Genomic DNA, 16,883 nt, shown 5'->3' on the forward strand with positions numbered 1-16,883 from the left:
GGAATCGACATGGATATCTTGAAAAACACCGTCGACTCGCTCTGGCAGGTCGTACTGGTCGGCCTCCTGCTGGGCGCCGGACTACCGGCGATCTTCGCAATCGGCCTGAAGTCGCTCGACGCCGGACAACGTGGCAGTGGCGGCGGGAGCACCGCCGTCGCGGCTCGCAGTCCGTTGGCCGTGGCAGGCGCAGTGGTGTGCTTCGCGGTCGTGCTCATCGCGATCGTCACCGGAATCCTCTTCATCATGCAGGGCTTCCTCAGCCACACATTCGGCATCGAGATCTTCTGATCCCGTGCGCCCTCACGAGCGGAAAGACATCACCGTGACTGCACCGACTCCATCCCTTCCTCAATCCATTCTTGACTGGCTTCGCGCCGGCTACCCCGAAGGCATACCGCCCAAGGACCGCATTCCGCTTGTCGCATTGCTACGACGCAAACTCTCGGACGCGCAAATTCGAGACATTGCCATCGGCGCTGCACTCGCAGAACTGAGCGACGTCAACAGCGACCAGGTGATCTCGAGCGACGAGATCAGCGCTCAGATCGCCGATCTGACGAGCCAGACTCCCTCGGACGAGGACATCGCGCGCGTTGCCTCCGTCCTTGCTGCCGCCGGGTGGCCCCTCGCTGATCTCGACAACCACTGAAGCTCGATTCGTTGAGTCTTCCACCACTTCTGGCTTCGATACTCGGCTGGCTGCGTGCCGGGTATCCGAACGGTGTGCCGGAGCAGGACTACGTCCCTTTGATGGCCCTGCTCCGGCGACAACTGTCCGACGACGAGATCGCCGTTCTTGCTGACGATCTCGTCGCCGGCTTTCCGCTTCCGGTCGATCCGATCGACTTTCCCGGTTCGGTCGATCCGATCGACATCGGCGTCCTCATCACCAAGGTCACCGACGATATTCCGCACGAATCGGACGTCGCTCGGGTACGTGAACACCTGATTCGTGGAGGTTGGCAAATCGTGGCACAACCTCCGGTCGACGACGCCTGACGGCATTACGGTAAATCGGACCAGTTTGATAACGAACCGGTAACGGTGCCGTCGCGGTCAATACAGACCACTTAGTGTCATAAGGAATTCCGCGCCTCGGGGGGCTCGGTCGGATTTCGGTGTGCAAGCACCTTTGGGGCGGGAGTGATACATGCACGAGGCTCACACAGATTTGGCGAAGAACCCAGATATTTCGAACCCGGATCTTTCGAGAAACCGTATTTCGAAACGAATCAAGCGTCGGATCCTGGGCCTCGCCGCGACAGCACTCGCACTCCCCCTGACCGCAGGCCTGATCAGCGGATCGGTAGCGACCGCAGCGCCCGCGCGTACCGCCCCGGCCGGTGGCTACGAGGAAGTGTTCGTAGACTCGTCGATGGGACCGATCAAGGTTCAGATCCAGTGGGCTTCGCGCGGCGGCAACGCGGCGCTCTATCTTCTCGATGGCCTACGAGCACGCGACGACCGAAACGCATGGAGTTTCGAGACCAACGCTCTCGAGCAGTATCGTGGCGACAACGTCACGCTGGTCATGCCGGTCGGCGGGCAGTCCAGCTTTTACTCGGACTGGTATGCGAACAGCAATTTGAATCGCCAGCCGGTCACGTACAAATGGGAAACCTTCCTCACCCAGGAACTTCCCGCCTATCTGGAATCGCGCGGCGTCTCCCGAACCAACAACGGCGTGCTCGGACTGTCCATGGGTGGCAGCGCGGCACTGACGCTAGCCGCCTACCACCGCGATCAGTTCAAGTTCGCCGGTTCGCTCTCGGGATACCTCAACATCTCAGCTCCAGGCATGCGTGAGGCGATCCGGGTGGCCATGGTCAGCGCCGGGTCCTTCAATGTCGATGCAATGTGGGGACCGCCGTGGAACCCCGCTTGGCTCCGCAACGATCCCTTCGTGTTTGCACCCGAACTGGCTGGGCTCTCGCTGTACATATCCGCTGCGAGCGGCCTACCCGGGCAGTTCGATCAACCGCGTCGTCCCGTCGACTTCGTGAATACCGGTAGCGCCATCGGCCTCGAAGCCCTGGCCCTGATGAACTCACGGGCATTCCAGCTGCGCATGAACTCCCTGGGGATTCCGGCAACGTACAGCTTCCCGGCCAACGGCACTCACTCGTGGCCGTATTGGGGCGCGGAACTGTGGAAGGCGCGAGGCCAGATCCTCGACACCCTCGACGCTTGGTGAACTGACAACGACTCGATCACCGACGATCGCAGGCCCCGACCGAATTTCGTTCGGGGCCTGCGTCGTTCGACATCAGAGCGCGGCAAAGAGATCCACGGTATTGCCGTCGGGATCGAGAAGAACGGCGTAGCGCTGGCCCCACACGGCATCAAATGGCTCTTTATGTCCGGGGAAGTCGGCTGTGATGCGCTGATAAGCCTCGTCGACTGCAGCGGGTGTCCCGAAATCGAAGGCCAAAGCGACGGGGTGTCGACCTTCCCCGACAGCGAAGTCCGGATCGAAGCTCGCGATGGTGGACAGCGCGTCCCAGGCCAGCCGAAGCCCACTGTCGAAAATGAACTCCACGTGTGGAGCGTCAGCGGGTGTTTCCGGAATGTCGAGCCCGAGGGTTCGGTAGAACGCGAGGGAACGCGCGAGATCGTTGGTGACGATTCCGACGAGATCGAGTCTCGGAGAGACGGACACGGTATTTCTCCTGTTCGGGTCGAGAAGTGATCGGCGAGTGTGTGACGATGATCTGATGACCGGCACTGACACCCTCGCTCTTGACGGTAGTCGGACGGTAGCGTCGAGTCTTGAACAAAACGGCCACACCTATGTCGAGACTCGGATCACCGGTTCGGCCGGCCTGTTCAGTTGCACGTGGAAAAGCATCAGCGAAGCCCATACGCCCACGGAAGCAAAGCGAATTCTTCCCGATCTCTGCGCCGACTTCATCGTCGACAGCACCGGAAAGTCGTGGCTCGTCGGACCTGCCACCGGTGCCGATCTGGTTTCGGTCGCCGCCGGTACAACCATGTGGGGCATCCGGATCAATCCACCGGCTCTGCGGAGCCTGCTCGGCACAGCTGCCGACGCGGTGCAGGATTCGAAGATCGCCTTCGACGACATTCTCACTTCCAGACAAGCGCGGGTACTTGCCGACGCCCTGCGCCACGAGGCAGTCGACGCTCACCTACTGGGCCAGTTGTGGCGCGGACTGGAACCCGACCACGGAATCGAGCGTGGTTACTCCGCGCTCATCTCCTCCCCTTCGACGCCGATACGAGAGATTGCTGCAGACCTCGGAGTTTCCGAACGTCATTTTCGACGCTCGATCACGTCGTCGGTCGGGCTGTCCCCCAAGCTGATTCAGAAGGTACAACGCATGCAGAATGTACTAGCTCTCAGCCGCGGCGCAGATCTGTCGTTGTCGTCACTGGCCGGTCGCGCCGGCTACGCCGACCAAGCTCACCTCGCGCGCGATACGCGTGCACTGGCAGGTCTGACACCGACTCAGCTACTGCGCGAGCACCGGTGACGATGAGCGAAGAACTGTTCGCCGCCCTCGATCACCTGGCTGCCACGTCAGCTGTCGTGATCGATCGCCCCCGAGGGTCGGCACACCCGCGGTACCCCGATGCGATCTATCCGCTCGACTACGGCTATCTCGACGACACGGTCAGCGCGGACGGCGGCGGAATCGATCTGTTCCGAGGCTCGGCCGTCGGCAACGGTGTTGTCGCCGCGGCCGTTATTGCCGACATCGTCAAGAAGGACGTGGAAGTCAAGATCCTTCTCGAATGTACTGCGCCTGAAATCGACACTGCCACAATATTTCTCCGCGACGTTCTAGGTCTCGGTGCCACTGTCTTGCGGCGCGCCGTCAGCTGAGTTCGTCGAATCGCGGAACAAGATGCTCCGCAACCCACTTCGCTTCCTCGATCAGAGGCCAACCTGCCAGGATCAGTGCAGTCAAACCGGTTCGGCTGCGAAGCGTGCGTACCGAGTCCGTGACCGAATCCGGATCGCCGACGTAGTACACCGCCGATGACCCGGTGCCGAAGATGTCGAGGGGTGACCACGCCGTGATACCCGCGTACAGCCCGTCACCGACGTACAACTCCTCCGGTTCCGGAAGTCGGCCGGAAGCAATCTTGTCCGCCCAGCCCTGCCGCTGTGCGTCGCGAGCGGTGAAAGTCTTGAGGTCTTGCTTCCCCTGAGTACGACGACGCACTGCGTTGTCCAAGACATGAGCGATCTGCTCGACGCCCGTCTTCTCGAACAACGAACGGAACCGGTCCTGCGCCTGCGCCTTGGTGGGGCGAACGATCACACCGGTGAGCGCACCGAAGTCGGTGAACTCGCGCCCGGCTGCCTCCGCCGCCGCCCGTGCGGCAGAGAATTTGTCTTCGATGAACGAAGTCTCGCGCAACATCGCCAGATAGGTGTCGAGCACCTTGCCTGAATTCGCCAGGCCTGCAGGCGAATCACCGGTACCCCACAGCGGAACCTGATGCCCAGCGGGCGCATCGATACGCAGTGGTGTGTTGGGAAAGTTCGACTCCGTGCCTTCGGCGTAGATGCGGCGGAAGTCCGCCCAGTACTGCTCCCCCAACTCGTAACGCTCGTCGTGGGGCACGTTCATGTCGTACTTGGTCAGGATGTTCTCGCGTCCGTTGACCGAGTTGATCAACAGTCGGCCGCCGCTGAAGGCGTCGAAAGTCAATGCCTTCTCCGCCAGCAGTCGCGCCGGCGTCATGTTCGCGTAGACGGCGACGAGGAACTTCATGCGCGTGGTGTGCGCTGCCGCCCACGTCGCCGAGATGAACGGATCGTTCGGCCAGGTGGCAACAAGCGCACCTTCGAATCCGCCGTCGTCGATGGTCTTCGCGAGCTCGATCTGCCTGGCCCCGTCCACGGGGAACAGCCCACCGGGGCTCCACGGGTAGTCCCCGTCTGCCTGGGTGAGATACCAGAATGTCTTGATGCCCATCAGTTCTGCACTCCAGCCGGCAGGTCGAACGATTCGATTCGGGCACGCGAACGGATGGTGTCCGCATTCACGCTGTAGAGCGCGTCGAGGTATGCGACCGCGAAAGAACCGGGGCCCGAGGCATTTTCCTCGGCGATCTCCGATGCCACGGCAACATGCGTGTGCGCGGCAACCAATCCGTCCAGCGCGGTCGACGTGACGGCGAGGTAGGCGGCGACAAGACCGCCCAGAGAGCAACCGGTACTGGTCACGCGCGGCAACAGCGCGCTGCCACCGGAGACTCGGATGCCCCGGGTGTCACCGCCCGCATCGCGGCCGACGATGTAGTCGACCGGTCCGGATGCCGACACGGCATCCGCATGCTTCAAGAGTGACAGAGCGGCGGGCACCGCGTCGGCGGAATCGGAGGCACTGTCGACGCCGCGGGTGTCACCGCCGAGTCCGGCCAGAGCGATGATCTCCGACGCGTTCCCCCGGATTGCGCTGGGGTGAAAACGCAACAAGTCCACAGCGATACCGCTCCGCCAGGGTAGTCCGCCGACACCGACGGGATCCAAAACCCATGGCGTACCGGCAGTTCGGGCCGCTTCTGCTGCTATCAGGAAGGCTTCGGCAGTCCCGTCGTCCGGCGTTCCGAGGTTGACGAGCACTCCCCCGGCGATGGCAGCGAACCCACCCGCTTCGTGGACGTTGTCGATGTGAGCGTTGCTTGCGCCGGCGGCGAGCAGAACATTGGTCAAGAAGTTCGCAGAAACGATGTTGGTCAGCGACTGGACGAGCGGTACCTGATCGCGGAGTAAGTCGATCGCCGACGCGACGGTTTCGACAGAGACAGTGTCAGACATGAGAATTCCTTCAGGACGGGAGGTAATTGAGGACTGCGGCGATTCAGGACCGCGGACATCGAACATCCGCAAGCGCGCCGCCGGGCTCACCGCCGACAACGATCGGCAAAGTCGGATCTGCAGTCCATTCCTCCAACGAACCGTCATAGACCTTGACGTCCTCATAGCCGCCGCGGATCAGTGCGAGTGCTGTCAGGCACGCCGAAACTCCACCGCCGCAATAGATCACGACAGGTTCAGCGACGGCTGGTAGAACGTCAGCAGATTTCGACCGAACATCGTCCGCCGGAAGCATCCGGGCATCGGCGTCGAGAAGACCCTTCGCAGACAGATTCACACTTGACGGAATATGTCCGCGTCGCGAATATCGCGTCTTCTCCGTTCCCTCGTACTGCTCAGGCGCCAGCGCGCACACCAGCGTTCCGGCTTCTTCTCCTGAGGACAGTGAGGCAACGCGAGGTAGATCGACCCACAGGCCAAGGTCCGTCACTCTCCAACGCTTCGAAGCCGACGTGTAGGTGACGTCGTCGCCGCTCACGAGGGCGAAGCCGCATCGAGTCCATTCGGCGAGGCCACCGTCGAGGACTCTTGCTTCGATGCCGGCGTTGCGAAACACCCACCAGAGCCGTGATGCCCAGGTGGTCGAACCCTGGTCGTAGATCACGATTGTCGCACCCGGTTCGATACCACTGGATTGGAGATCGGAAATCAACTGCTCCGTTGACGGGCGTGTGAAATGCAGCGCCGCTTCCCTTTCGGAAAAGACGTCCATGAGGTCGACGTGTCGGGAACCCGGGATGTGCGAGGAAACCCAGCCGTCGTACCCGGACTCCGGGCGATAGTCGCCGTCAAATCGCGCGGGAGGAAAATGAACCGTCGCGTCGAGCACAGCGACGCCTCCCTCGCGCAGCATCGCGTCGAGTTCAGCAGCACTCACCAGCGGCGACGCGGTCTCTCCAACCACTTCGGACCCTCTCCCTCGGAAACGAACAAGCACGAACCTAAATGAGTACTAGCGTATACGCAAGTACTCACTCGTCGCCGATGGCATAATCGAACGCGCTCTGCTTGCATGCACAGGAATGAGGACACATGGATCTCGACGCCGATACGAGCACCACCGATCTGCTGGTGCCAGAGGCTGCGCTGGGCCGGTCCGATCAGACCTCGCGGCAGTACCTACGCCTGCGAGCCGACATCCTGGCCGGCAAGTTCCCCCAGGGCTCTCCGCTGCACGAGACTCAATTGTGCGAATCGTACGGCGCATCGCGTACCCCGATCCGCGAGGCACTCAACTGGCTCGCGCACGACGGTCTACTCGAACGAGCCGCCCGCGGTTTTCGTGTCCGCTCCGGCACTCCCGAAGACGTCATCGAAATCTACGCAGCGCGGGTTGCCCTCGAATCGGAAGCCGCCGGCGCCGCCGCACTCCGCCACAGCGATCTCGACCTTGCCCGCCTGGACGGATTGCACGAGTTCTGCTGCACTGCAACAGAAGGCACCGAGGTTCGTGCCGGAAACTTCAAGTTTCACGAGGCCCTCTGGCAGGCCGCCCACAATTCCACGATCACCTCATTGCTGATCCGCCTCACCACCCAACTGCGAATCTACGACAGCGGCCCGCCGTCGAACTACGGCGAACCTGACCTGCTCAATTCGGAGCATCAAGAGATCCTGAACGCCATCCGCGCCCGGGACGAATCGTCCGCACGTGGTCACATGCGCAACCATCTCGAGCGCAGCCGCGACCAACGAATAAGGATGTTCGCCAGCCGCTGACTTCAGACAGCCCCGAGTTCTGCACACTGACGCCTACGCCGCCGTCAGTCAGGCGGGGAGCGTGCCGATCTCGACGTCGTACACGCTCTCGGCCGGGCTCGACATCACTCGATCCGCCATCTCCTGTTTGAGCACTGTCAGCCGTGACTCGTCTTCGACTGTCCGGTCAGTCTTGCGGGAGAGAGTGATCAACTCGTCGACGACAAATCCCTCCCGAACAGTCAGCGTGGCGCTCGCGCCGCGATAGCCGACCTGAAAGACATACAGTGCGAGCGTATTTCCTCGTTCTGGCCGGGCCAGGGAACTGTCAACGGTGTACCGCCCCTCGGTCACTGCGCGCGTGACCAACTCGAACGCATCGCGCACTCCTGGTCCGCCGTGTGCGGTGGCCACGACCAGGGCACGACGCTCGACGGAGCCCTCCGCGCCGAACACACCGAGAGCACGCTCGAGAACCTTGTAGGCATGGGCCACGCCGCCCGGGGCCTGCGGACCGTGATAGCGGATGGCGTCCTCGTACGTGAAGTCGAGCGTCGTCCCGTGATCGGTCACGGTGAGCGCGGTGGTCATGATGGGCGTCCTTGCCGGTCAGTGCTGGCGGTCGATCGGATTGATCCGCGAGACGATGAGCGGATCGATCGGGGTGAAAGGAAAGTGCGGCAGATCCCGTACCGGAACACCGAACGAGGCCGAGAGAACGCCGCGTGAGAACGCGGAAGCCGTTGCACGGTAGCCTATGTCGCCCGGCGTCGGCTGGTCGAAGAAGATGAGGAAGTTGATGTCCTCGTCACCTAGAACCTCGATGTGATGGGGATAGGCACGCGGAACGAAATACACCTGACCAGGCTCCAGTAGGTAGGTGTCGAGCGAACCGTCCGGATCGAGGACCGTCATCCGCCCGTGACCACGATGCACGTATCCCATTTCGGCAGTGACGGGATGCCAGTGTGGCTCACGCATCCCACTCTCGCGAATAGTCAACGAGTACATCGAAAGATCCTCCAGCGCCGCCCAATACTGCTTGCGCGCCACTTTCGCCTGTCCGTACGGATATGCGAGAGGCGCGATCTGGCCTTCGAGATCGAAGAGATGCGCGTTGGGAAGGCCGGCGGTATCGGGAACGACGGCGGCGCCGTCCCGCCGAACTATCTGGGACGCATCGGCTCTACCGAAGACGTCGAAGGCCGATGCGGCGAGATCGTACGTGTTGCCGAGCACCGCGTTCGACATTGCGCTGACGCTACTCTGCAACGAAAAGTGCTGCGGGAGTGAAGTACGCAGGGCAGCGATGATCTCCGCCTCCTCCTCTCCGACATTCTCGATGTGATAAATCGCGCCGGATTCGACGTGATACATCTGCCCCGCTCGCACCACGAAGCTGGCGAACTCGTCAGCATTGCCCAGCATCGAGACGAGCACGGTTCCGCTGGTGACGTAGGCGATCTGGTTCGCGTTGACGTTCCATTGTGGTTCACGGATCGCGCCGGGACCGAGAACAATTCGTTTGATCGACAGACCGGACAGGATCGGCAACGAACTCGTGTCGAGTTGCGAGATCGACCCGAGTTCGTTCTCGAAGACACTGGGGCCATTGCATAGTGAGGCAACGTGTGTAGACATGGCAGTTTTATCCTTCCCACTCTGGTCCTTTCGACTCCGGTCCTTCCGCCTCGCTGACGTCAGTCCTCGATGAACGCGAGAATGTCCTGGTCCAGTGTCTTCTGATATGAGCCGTAGATGCCGTGAGGTGCGCCCGGATACACCTTCAGCGTGCCCTTCTTCACCAGCTTGATCGCCTTCTCGGCCGCTGCGCCGATCGGCACGATCTGATCGTCGTCGCCCTGAGCGATGAGGAACGGAACGTCGATGGCTTCGAGATCGGAGGTCTGGTCCGTCTCCGAGAATGCCTTGACGCAGTCGTAGGCCGCGGCGAGATTGACCAACATACCTTGCCGCCAGAAGTCGTCCTTCGCCCCTTGCGAGACGTCGGCACCTTCGCGGTTCGCGCCGTAAAAGCTCTCGCTGAGATCCTTGTAGAACTGCGATCGGTCTCGCAGAACTCCCTCACGGATGCCGTCGAAGACCTCGATCGGTGTGCCTTCGGGGTTGCCGTCCGACTTGACCATGATCGGCGGTACGGCGCCGGCGGTGATCACCTTGGCCACGCGCCCTTTGCCGTGCTGCGCCGCGTACCGGACCACTTCCCCGCCGCCGGTCGAATGGCCAACCAGGACCAGGTCTTTCAGGTCGAGTGTGTCGATCAGCTCAGCCAGGTCCTTGGCATATGTATCCATGTCGTTGCCGGTGTACGTCTTCGACGAGCGACCGTGTCCTCGACGATCGTGCGCGATGGTCCGGTATCCGGCGTCGGCGAACAACTTCATCTCGACCTGCCACGCGTCAGAACTCAGCGGCCACCCGTGGCTGAGGACGATCGGCCGGCCGACGCCGTGCTCGGTGTAGTAGATCTCGGTTCCGTCGGAGGTGGTGATGTAGGGCATGCTCTGCTCTTCTCTGTCGAGTCGTGGACTGAGATCCGGACACGGTGCCCGGTTTCCTCACTCTGCGAGTGCCCACTACGGGGGCAGTCGACTCATCGATCGACAGAAATGTGCGTGGGGGCAGAAGACTCCGGCCCGACACCACGAAGCGTGGTGCCGGGCCGGAGCCTTCAGTCAAAGGGAAACGATCAGTAATCGTCCTCCGTGTAGACGATCATCCCCCGCAGATTCTTTCCTTCGAGCATGTCGGCGTACCCCTCGTTGATCTCCTCGAGCTTGTAAGTCTTGGTCACCAACTCGTCGAGTTTGAGCGCGCCGCTTCGGTAGTGATCGAGCAACTTGGGAATCTGGGACCGTGGCCCTACCCCGCCGAAGATGGCTCCCTGCAAACGCTTCTGCAGAAGGGTCAGCTCGAAGAGGCTGAGCGTCACCTGCGAATCTGCGTAATGCCCCATTCCGACGACCACGACCTGTCCACCCTTGCCCGTCGCGCTGAGCGCGGGCTGAATGATGTCGCCGTGAATCTCGCCCACGGTGATCACGGTGACGTCGGCCATCTTGCCCCAGGTGATCTCGCCGATCACCGGTAGCGCTTCCTCGAGGGAGGCAAAAGTGTGTGTGGCGCCGAATTCCTTTGCCTTGTCGCGCTTGAACTCGACGGGATCGATCGCGATCACAAATCGTGCTCCGGCGGACGCCGCACCCTGCACCGAGTTGATTCCGACGCCGCCGACGCCGACGACCACCACCGTGTCGCCGACCTTGGCTCCACCGATCGCGGTGGCCGATCCCCAACCGGTGGCAACACCGCAGCCGAGCAAGGCCGCCTTGTCGAGCGGGATGTCCTTCTCGATCTTGATCACCGACGCCTCGTTGACGGTCACGTACGGCGAAAATGTTCCGAGCAGGCACATCTGGATGACCGGCTCGTCGTCGAGGGTGACGCGGTACGTCTTGTCGGAGATCGCCTGCCCGGTCAACAGGCCGGCTCCTTCGTCGCAGATGTTCTGCAGACCCTTCGCACAGGACGGACAACGTCCGCACGCCGGGATGAAGGCGAGAACCACGTGGTCGCCTTCTTCGACGCTCGCGACACCCGGGCCGACCTTCGTCACCACTCCGGCGCCTTCGTGCCCGCCCAGGGCCGGGTAGAAGGGCAGCGGGCTGGCGCCCGTACGCAAATGTTCGTCCGAATGGCACAGCCCCGATGCGGCGAGTCGGACCTGCACCTCACCCGAGACCGGGTCCCCCAGCTCGACCTCTTCGATCTCCCACGCCTGACCTGGCGCCTTGACTACCGCTGCCTTGACCTTCACCTGCACTCCTCGAAATTCTTCGTGATGCACGGACGACGAAAGAACGCGCCGGCATTTGTGTCGCCGATCACACTCCATGTACGAGTGTGCCTGAAGTAGCCCGAGAATACCGTCGGTCCGTGTGCCTTTTTGGTAGTGGGCACTACCAAAAAGGCGCACGGCTAACATGGACACAGTGGCCAAGGGAACTCGCAAGACCAGAACTCGCAGCAGTACTCCCGAGCGAGGCGAGTCCGGTCCCATCGCCGGCACTTTTCCGATCGATACCGGGACGTGCGAACTAGTCCGCGATCAGTACTCCGATGACAGTTGGATCATCCAGATCAACGGAGTGCCCAGTTCCCACGTGAACGTCGCGGATCCCACGGTGCTCGATTTCGAGTACATGCGGTGGATCGCGCATCTGGTCGATTCCGAACGTGACAAGGCCGAGCGCCTGCGGGTGCTTCATCTCGGCGGTGGCGCCTGCTCCATGGCCAGATACTTCGCCGCCACGTACCCCGACGCGCGTCAAGTGGTGGTCGAAATCGACGGTGCTCTGGCGGAACTCGTACGCGATTGGTTCGACCTCCCGCGTGCGCCTCTTCTGCGCATCCGCGTCGGAGAAGCCCGCGCCGTCACCGAAACTCTCACCGAGTCCACCCGGGACATCGTGATTCGAGATGTCTTCGCCGGCAGCACAACTCCGACACCATTGACGACGGCGCAATTCACCACCCACGTACGACGCGTGCTCGCACCGGGCGGTATCTACATCGTCAACTGCGGCGACACCCCGGATCTTCAGGGCGCGCGCAGTGAAGCCGCAACCATCGGTGCGCAGTTCGAACACATGGCGATCATCGCCGATCCCGCGATGCTCAAGGGCCGTCGCTACGGCAACATGATCATCGCGGGCAGCGACGTACCGATCGGCGGGCAACCCGCGCTCGCGCGCGAGCTACTCGGCGGAGGAGTTCCCGCCCACGTGTGGCAGGACGCCGAAGTCCGCAAGTTCGCCGCGAATGCGCCGGTTCGCCAAGACTGAGCAAAAACGCTACTCCCCGCCGAAGACCCTCTCCACCACTGCTTTTGCCCGACGCGTGATGCGCAGGTAGTTGTCGAGGAACTCCCCTGCGTCGTCGCCGTATCCAGCGACCTGCGCCACCGCCGCGAGAACACGGCCCGGGCCGGGAAGCTGATCGGTCGGCTTGCCTCGCACCAGAACGAGGCAGTTGCGTGCCTTCGTCGCGGTGATCCAGGCGTCACGCAGCAGTTCGACGTCACCTTCGCTGAGCAGTTCCGCGGCGCCGATGGCGTCGAGAGTCTCGAGGGTCGATGTGTTGTGCAGCGACTCGATCTTGTCGGCATGGCGTAGCTGCAGCAGTTGCACAGTCCACTCGATGTCGGCCAAGCCTCCGCGACCCAGTTTCGTGTGCGTCGCCGGATCGGCTCCGCGCGGGAGCCTTTCGGAATCGACTCGCGCCTTGATGCGCCGGATCTCGCGCACCGCCGCATCACTGACGCCGCCCTCGGGGTAGCGGGTCTTGTCGATCATGTGCAGGAACCGCAGTCCCAGTTCAGGATCACCGGCAACCGGGTGCGCACGAAGCAGCGCTTGAATCTCCCACGCCTGAGCCCACTTCGCGTAGTACGCGTCGTAGGACTCGAGAGTGCGCACCATCGGACCGTTACGGCCTTCCGGACGCAATCCGGTGTCGACTTCGAGCGGCGGATCGGTACTCGGTGCCCCGAGGAGCTTGCGGACCTTGTCGGCAATGCTGTTGGCCCACTTGACCGCAACGGTCTCGTCGACGCCCTCGCGGGGTTCGCACACGAACAGCACGTCCGCATCGGATCCATAGCCCAGTTCGCCGCCGCCGAGTCGACCCATGCCGATGACGGAGAAACTGGCCGGCGCCTCGGTCCCGAGTTCGGTGACGCTGGCCTTGATCACCGCGGAGAGCGATGCATTGAGCACCGCGGCCCACACCGAGGACAGCGCCTTGCAGACTGCAGGAACATCGAGCATGCCGAGGATGTCGGCCGACGCGATTCGCGCAAGTTCGTGTCGCCGCAGCGAGCGGGCCGCAGCAACAGCACGATTGGGATCACTGTGTCGGCCGGAGGCGGTGAGGATTCCGCGAGCGACGTCCTCGGGCTTCGGCTCGACCAGGCGCGGTCCACTCGGCGAATCCGCGAACAAGCGAATCACGTCGGGAGCCTTGATGAGCAGGTCGGGTAGGTACGCCGACGAGCCCAGCACGGTCATCAGACGCTCGGCCACCGCAGCCTCGTCGCGGAGCAGGCGCAGGAACCACGTCTGGTCGACGAGCGCGTCCGAGAGCCTGCGGTAAGCGAGCAGACCGGCATCGGGATCCGGTGTGTCCGCGAGTGATTCGAGCAGAGTCGGCAACAGGAGCGCTTGAATGCGACCCTTGCGTGAAGCGCCACTCGTCAGTGCAGTCAGATGCCCGAGAGCATGCTCGGGTGCCGTGTAACCGAGAGCGGCCAACTGGCGAACCGCGGCTTCTGGCCCCAGGACCAGTGCTTCCTTGTCCATCCGCGCCACCGATTCGAGAAGCGGGCGGTAGAACAACTTGGCGTGCAGGCGGCGAATCCGATGCGAATTCCGCTTGATCTCGGCGCGCAGGACTCCCAGGGAATCCAGACGACCGTCGGGTCGCATGTGCGCGGCGCGGGCCAGCCAACGCAGCGCTTCCTCGTCGTCCGGCGGCGGCAGGGTGTGTGTGCGCTTGAGCTTCTGTAACTGCAGACGGTGCTCGAGCAGACGCAGGAATTCGTACGACGCAGTCAGGTTGGCGGCGTCGTCGCGGCCGACGTATCCACCCGCCGCCAATGCAGTCAGTGCATCGACGGTGCTCTGGACATGCAACGAACTGTCGGCGCGCCCGTGCACCAATTGCAGGAGTTGGACGGCGAATTCGACGTCGCGCAAACTTCCGCGGCCGAGTTTGAGTTCACGCTCACGCAGTTCGGGGGGAACCATTTCCTCGACGCGTCGACGCATGGCCTGGACTTCGGGGACGAAGTCCTCGCGCTCGGAGGCGATCCACACCATCGGGCTCATCGCCTCGGAGTACTGGCGACCGAGCTCCATGTCGCCGGTCATCGGACGAGCCTTGAGCAGTGCCTGGAACTCCCAGGTCTTGGCCCAGCGCTTGTAGTACGTGATGTGGGATTCGAGGGAGCGAACCAGTTCTCCGCGCTTGCCTTCGGGCCGCAGCGCAGCATCGACCTCGAAGAATGCGGAGGTACCGATACGCATCATCTCACCGGCAACGCGACTGGCCGTCGCATCGGCCGGTTCGGCGACGAACACCACGTCGACGTCGGAGACATAGTTCAGCTCGCGCGCACCACATTTGCCCATGGCGATCACGGCGAGCCGGATCGGACAGCTGCCCTCGGGACACACCGTTGCGATGGCCACCGCAAGTGCAGCGGTCAGCGCGGCGTCGGCCAGATCGGAAAGCTGGTGCCCCACAGTCTGATACGGAACTACGGGTTCGTTCTCGACGGTCGCCGCAAGATCAGCCGCAGCCAGCAGCATCAGCTGGTCCTTGTAGCTCTTACGCAGAGCAACAACAGCTTCCGGCCCGGTCACCGTGGCGCGGTAGGTCAGGGAACCTTCGGTGGCACCCTCGTCGACAGTTGCACCCACGACCTCCAGCAAGGCTGCAGTCGCCTCGTCCTTGGTCGGCAGAGCGGTGCCGTCGAGCAGTTTCCAGCCGATCGGATCCGCGGCCAGGTGGTCGCCGAAGGCCGACGACGCACCCACCAGTGCGAACAAACGGCCGCGCAGGCTCTTGTCCTTGCGCAGGACCTGATCGAGTTCGCGCCACCCGTCGCCGAGCCCGTCCTTGATCCGCACAAGGGTGCGCAGAGCGAGGTCGGCGTTCGCGGCACGCGACAGCGACCACAAGAGTTCGATGCTCTCGGCGTCGACCCAACCGAGCTGACGCAACTCGTCGGCAGCGGTGGGCTCGACCAGCCCGAGTCGACCCGGTCCTGGAACTGCTGATCTCGCAGCGGGCGGTTTCACCGTCACAGACCGAGGTAGGTCTTGAGCTCGAACGGCGTCACGTGGCTGCGGTATTCCTCCCACTCACGACGCTTGTTGCGCAGGAAGAAATCGAAGACGTGCTCGCCGAGTGCTTCGGCCACGAGCTCCGACTTCTCCATCTCGCGCAGAGCGCTGTCCAAGTTGCTCGGCAGTTCCTTGTAACCCATGGCGCGGCGCTCGGCGGAGGTCAACGACCACACGTCGTCTTCTGCCTCGGGCGGCAAGGTGTAGCCCTTCTCGATGCCGCGAAGACCGGCAGCAAGCAGGACCGCGAAAGTCAGGTACGGGTTGCAAGCCGAGTCTGGGCTACGGATCTCGACGCGGCGCGAGGACGCCTTGTTGGGCGTGTACATCGGGACGCGAATGAGAGCCGATCGGTTGGACGGGCCCCACGACGCAGCAGTGGGTGCCTCTCCCCCGTGGACGAGTCGCTTGTACGAGTTGACCCACTGGTTCGTGACCGCACTGATCTCGTTGGCGTGCTCGAGGATGCCGGCGATGAACGCCTTGCCGGTCTCGGAGAGCTGCATCGGATCGTCCGGATTGTGGAAGGCGTTGGTGTCGCCCTCGAACAGGCTCATGTGGGTGTGCATCGCGGAGCCGGCCTGATCGCTGAACGGCTTGGGCATGAAGCTCGCCCGGACGCCTTCACCGATCGCGACCTCCTTGACGACGTACCGGAACGTCATCACGTTGTCGGCCATCGAGAGTGCGTCGGCGTAGCGCAGATCGATCTCCTGCTGACCCGGCGCGGCCTCGTGGTGGCTGAACTCGACCGAGATGCCCATCGACTCGAGTGCGTCGATGGCGTGGCGGCGGAAATTCGGAGCCGAATCGTGCACGGCCTGGTCGAAGTATCCGCCCGAGTCGGCCGGGATCGGTGGAGTGCCGTCGATCGGGCCGTTCTCCAGAAGGAAGAACTCGATTTCCGGGTGGACGTAGCAGCTGAAGCCCAAGTCGCTGGCCTTGCTCAGCTGGCGACGCAGTACGTGGCGCGGATCGGCCCACGACGGCGAACCATCGGGCATCGTGATGTCGCAGAACATGCGAGCGGAATGCTGCGCACCGTCCTTGTGCGCCCACGGCAGGATCTGGAATGTCGAGGCGTCGGGCCGAGCGACGGTGTCGGCTTCGGAGACTCGAGAGAATCCCTCGATGGCGGAACCGTCGAATCCGATTCCCTCCTCGAAGGCGCCTTCGAGTTCGGCGGGGGCGATCGCCACCGATTTGAGGTACCCGAGAACATCGGTGAACCACAAGCGGACAAACCGAATGTCGCGCTCTTCCAGGGTACGAAGCACGAATTCTTTTTGGCGATCCATGCACGCGAGACTAAGCAAGCCACGTTAAATCTGTGTTACATCAGTGGTCCCGGTTAACAGAGTGATTGGTCACCATCGAATAGGCGCAGCGTACGGCGTCGC

The 16,883-nt window shown here is 62.8% G+C and carries 18 protein-coding genes; 8 read left to right on the forward strand and 10 right to left on the reverse strand.

The genetic code is table 11. The features are described 5' to 3' along the window. Nucleotides 1-9 precede the first annotated feature (9 nt). The 4 genes from ATN38_RS12590 to ATN38_RS12605 all read left to right on the forward strand — a co-directional run bounded on the left by ATN38_RS12590 (nucleotide 10) and on the right by ATN38_RS12605 (nucleotide 2,197). On the forward strand, nucleotides 10-291 hold the full coding sequence (locus ATN38_RS12590; RefSeq protein ID WP_003941641.1) for a hypothetical protein: 282 nt from the start codon (nucleotides 10-12) through the stop codon (nucleotides 289-291). A gap of 34 nt (nucleotides 292-325) precedes the next feature. Next, on the forward strand, nucleotides 326-652 hold the full coding sequence (locus tag ATN38_RS12595) for a DUF3349 domain-containing protein (RefSeq protein ID WP_003941653.1): 327 nt from the start codon (nucleotides 326-328) through the stop codon (nucleotides 650-652). Between the two features lie 11 nt (nucleotides 653-663). Then, nucleotides 664-1,002, forward strand: coding sequence for a DUF3349 domain-containing protein (locus tag ATN38_RS12600; RefSeq protein ID WP_007735437.1), 339 nt, complete (start codon nucleotides 664-666; stop codon nucleotides 1,000-1,002). A 151-nt stretch (nucleotides 1,003-1,153) separates the two neighbouring features. Next, nucleotides 1,154-2,197 (forward strand): alpha/beta hydrolase family protein, encoded by a 1,044-nt coding sequence (locus ATN38_RS12605; RefSeq protein WP_178377298.1) that lies wholly within the window; start codon nucleotides 1,154-1,156, stop codon nucleotides 2,195-2,197. Between the two features lie 72 nt (nucleotides 2,198-2,269). On the opposite strand, the gene ATN38_RS12610 is transcribed toward ATN38_RS12605, so the two are convergent. Further along, complete coding sequence (locus ATN38_RS12610; RefSeq protein WP_218748063.1) at nucleotides 2,270-2,662, reverse strand: VOC family protein; 393 nt, start codon at nucleotides 2,660-2,662, stop codon at nucleotides 2,270-2,272. 55 nt (nucleotides 2,663-2,717) lie between these two features. On the opposite strand from ATN38_RS12610, the gene ATN38_RS12615 reads away from it, so the two are divergent. After that, on the forward strand, nucleotides 2,718-3,497 hold the full coding sequence (locus ATN38_RS12615; protein ID WP_256931774.1) for an AraC family transcriptional regulator: 780 nt from the start codon (nucleotides 2,718-2,720) through the stop codon (nucleotides 3,495-3,497). A 2-nt stretch (nucleotides 3,498-3,499) separates the two neighbouring features. Beyond that, nucleotides 3,500-3,850: an inorganic pyrophosphatase gene (locus ATN38_RS12620; RefSeq protein ID WP_218748065.1), complete on the forward strand. Its 351-nt coding sequence runs from the start codon at nucleotides 3,500-3,502 to the stop codon at nucleotides 3,848-3,850. Here the strand turns inward: ATN38_RS12620 and ATN38_RS12625 are convergent. The 3 genes from ATN38_RS12625 to ATN38_RS12635 are packed head-to-tail and all read right to left on the reverse strand — an operon-like array spanning nucleotide 3,843 to nucleotide 6,761. Further along, nucleotides 3,843-4,952 (reverse strand): LLM class flavin-dependent oxidoreductase, encoded by a 1,110-nt coding sequence (locus tag ATN38_RS12625; RefSeq protein ID WP_218748066.1) that lies wholly within the window; start codon nucleotides 4,950-4,952, stop codon nucleotides 3,843-3,845. The two genes, ATN38_RS12620 and ATN38_RS12625, sit on opposite strands and share 8 nt — an antisense overlap. Further along, complete coding sequence (gene thiM / locus ATN38_RS12630; RefSeq protein WP_218748067.1) at nucleotides 4,952-5,797, reverse strand: hydroxyethylthiazole kinase; 846 nt, start codon at nucleotides 5,795-5,797, stop codon at nucleotides 4,952-4,954. Before thiM ends, ATN38_RS12625 begins: the two co-directional genes overlap by 1 nt. 43 nt (nucleotides 5,798-5,840) lie before the next feature. Then, nucleotides 5,841-6,761 carry a rhodanese-like domain-containing protein gene (locus ATN38_RS12635; protein WP_218748068.1) on the reverse strand — a complete coding sequence of 307 codons (921 nt, stop codon included), beginning with the start codon at nucleotides 6,759-6,761 and terminating at the stop codon, nucleotides 5,841-5,843. A gap of 128 nt (nucleotides 6,762-6,889) precedes the next feature. Here ATN38_RS12635 and ATN38_RS12640 point away from each other — a divergent pair, with 128 nt between their 5' ends. Continuing rightward, a complete protein-coding gene (locus ATN38_RS12640; RefSeq protein WP_003941581.1) occupies nucleotides 6,890-7,576 on the forward strand; it encodes a GntR family transcriptional regulator in 687 nt (228 codons plus the stop codon). 48 nt (nucleotides 7,577-7,624) lie between these two features. Here the strand turns inward: ATN38_RS12640 and ATN38_RS12645 are convergent, their stop codons facing one another. The 4 genes from ATN38_RS12645 to ATN38_RS12660 form a co-directional block, all read right to left on the reverse strand. Continuing rightward, complete coding sequence (locus tag ATN38_RS12645) at nucleotides 7,625-8,146, reverse strand: hypothetical protein (RefSeq protein ID WP_218748069.1); 522 nt, start codon at nucleotides 8,144-8,146, stop codon at nucleotides 7,625-7,627. A gap of 18 nt (nucleotides 8,147-8,164) precedes the next feature. Then, nucleotides 8,165-9,196: a cupin domain-containing protein gene (locus tag ATN38_RS12650; protein WP_218748071.1), complete on the reverse strand. Its 1,032-nt coding sequence runs from the start codon at nucleotides 9,194-9,196 to the stop codon at nucleotides 8,165-8,167. 59 nt (nucleotides 9,197-9,255) lie between these two features. Continuing rightward, nucleotides 9,256-10,077: an alpha/beta fold hydrolase gene (locus ATN38_RS12655; protein ID WP_003941629.1), complete on the reverse strand. Its 822-nt coding sequence runs from the start codon at nucleotides 10,075-10,077 to the stop codon at nucleotides 9,256-9,258. A 188-nt stretch (nucleotides 10,078-10,265) separates the two neighbouring features. Then, a complete protein-coding gene (locus tag ATN38_RS12660; RefSeq protein ID WP_003941634.1) occupies nucleotides 10,266-11,393 on the reverse strand; it encodes an NDMA-dependent alcohol dehydrogenase in 1,128 nt (375 codons plus the stop codon). A 166-nt stretch (nucleotides 11,394-11,559) separates the two neighbouring features. Between ATN38_RS12660 and ATN38_RS12665 the strand changes: the two genes are divergently transcribed. Next, entirely contained in the window at nucleotides 11,560-12,420 is an 861-nt protein-coding gene (locus tag ATN38_RS12665; protein ID WP_064113251.1) for a spermidine synthase, read from the forward strand. Nucleotides 12,421-12,429: 9 nt separating this feature from the next. Here ATN38_RS12665 and ATN38_RS12670 read toward each other — a convergent pair whose 3' ends face one another. Beyond that, entirely contained in the window at nucleotides 12,430-15,444 is a 3,015-nt protein-coding gene (locus ATN38_RS12670) for a bifunctional [glutamine synthetase] adenylyltransferase/[glutamine synthetase]-adenylyl-L-tyrosine phosphorylase (protein WP_030537556.1), read from the reverse strand. Further along, nucleotides 15,441-16,781: a glutamine synthetase family protein gene (locus ATN38_RS12675; RefSeq protein ID WP_003941637.1), complete on the reverse strand. Its 1,341-nt coding sequence runs from the start codon at nucleotides 16,779-16,781 to the stop codon at nucleotides 15,441-15,443. Before ATN38_RS12675 ends, ATN38_RS12670 begins: the two co-directional genes overlap by 4 nt. Nucleotides 16,782-16,883 lie beyond the last annotated feature (102 nt).

Origin of the sequence: Rhodococcus sp. FH8, assembly GCF_019266085.1 — a bacterium.
GTDB classification, from domain to species: domain Bacteria; phylum Actinomycetota; class Actinomycetes; order Mycobacteriales; family Mycobacteriaceae; genus Rhodococcus_F; species Rhodococcus_F qingshengii.

What these genes read in the sequence shown, in the direction of transcription:
- ATN38_RS12590 (WP_003941641.1), top strand. Translation starts at nt 10, where the DNA reads ATGGATATCTTGAAAAACACCGTCGACTCGCTCTGGCAGGTCGTACTG.
- ATN38_RS12605 (WP_178377298.1), top strand. Translation starts at nt 1,154, where the DNA reads ATGCACGAGGCTCACACAGATTTGGCGAAGAACCCAGATATTTCGAAC.
- ATN38_RS12615 (WP_256931774.1), top strand. Translation starts at nt 2,718, where the DNA reads ATGACCGGCACTGACACCCTCGCTCTTGACGGTAGTCGGACGGTAGCG.
- ATN38_RS12620 (WP_218748065.1), top strand. Translation starts at nt 3,500, where the DNA reads ATGAGCGAAGAACTGTTCGCCGCCCTCGATCACCTGGCTGCCACGTCA.
- ATN38_RS12625 (WP_218748066.1), bottom strand. Translation starts at nt 4,952, where the DNA reads ATGGGCATCAAGACATTCTGGTATCTCACCCAGGCAGACGGGGACTAC.
- thiM (WP_218748067.1), bottom strand. Translation starts at nt 5,797, where the DNA reads ATGTCTGACACTGTCTCTGTCGAAACCGTCGCGTCGGCGATCGACTTA.
- ATN38_RS12640 (WP_003941581.1), top strand. Translation starts at nt 6,890, where the DNA reads ATGGATCTCGACGCCGATACGAGCACCACCGATCTGCTGGTGCCAGAG.
- ATN38_RS12645 (WP_218748069.1), bottom strand. Translation starts at nt 8,146, where the DNA reads ATGACCACCGCGCTCACCGTGACCGATCACGGGACGACGCTCGACTTC.
- ATN38_RS12650 (WP_218748071.1), bottom strand. Translation starts at nt 9,196, where the DNA reads ATGTCTACACACGTTGCCTCACTATGCAATGGCCCCAGTGTCTTCGAG.
- ATN38_RS12655 (WP_003941629.1), bottom strand. Translation starts at nt 10,077, where the DNA reads ATGCCCTACATCACCACCTCCGACGGAACCGAGATCTACTACACCGAG.
- ATN38_RS12665 (WP_064113251.1), top strand. Translation starts at nt 11,560, where the DNA reads ATGGACACAGTGGCCAAGGGAACTCGCAAGACCAGAACTCGCAGCAGT.
- ATN38_RS12675 (WP_003941637.1), bottom strand. Translation starts at nt 16,781, where the DNA reads ATGGATCGCCAAAAAGAATTCGTGCTTCGTACCCTGGAAGAGCGCGAC.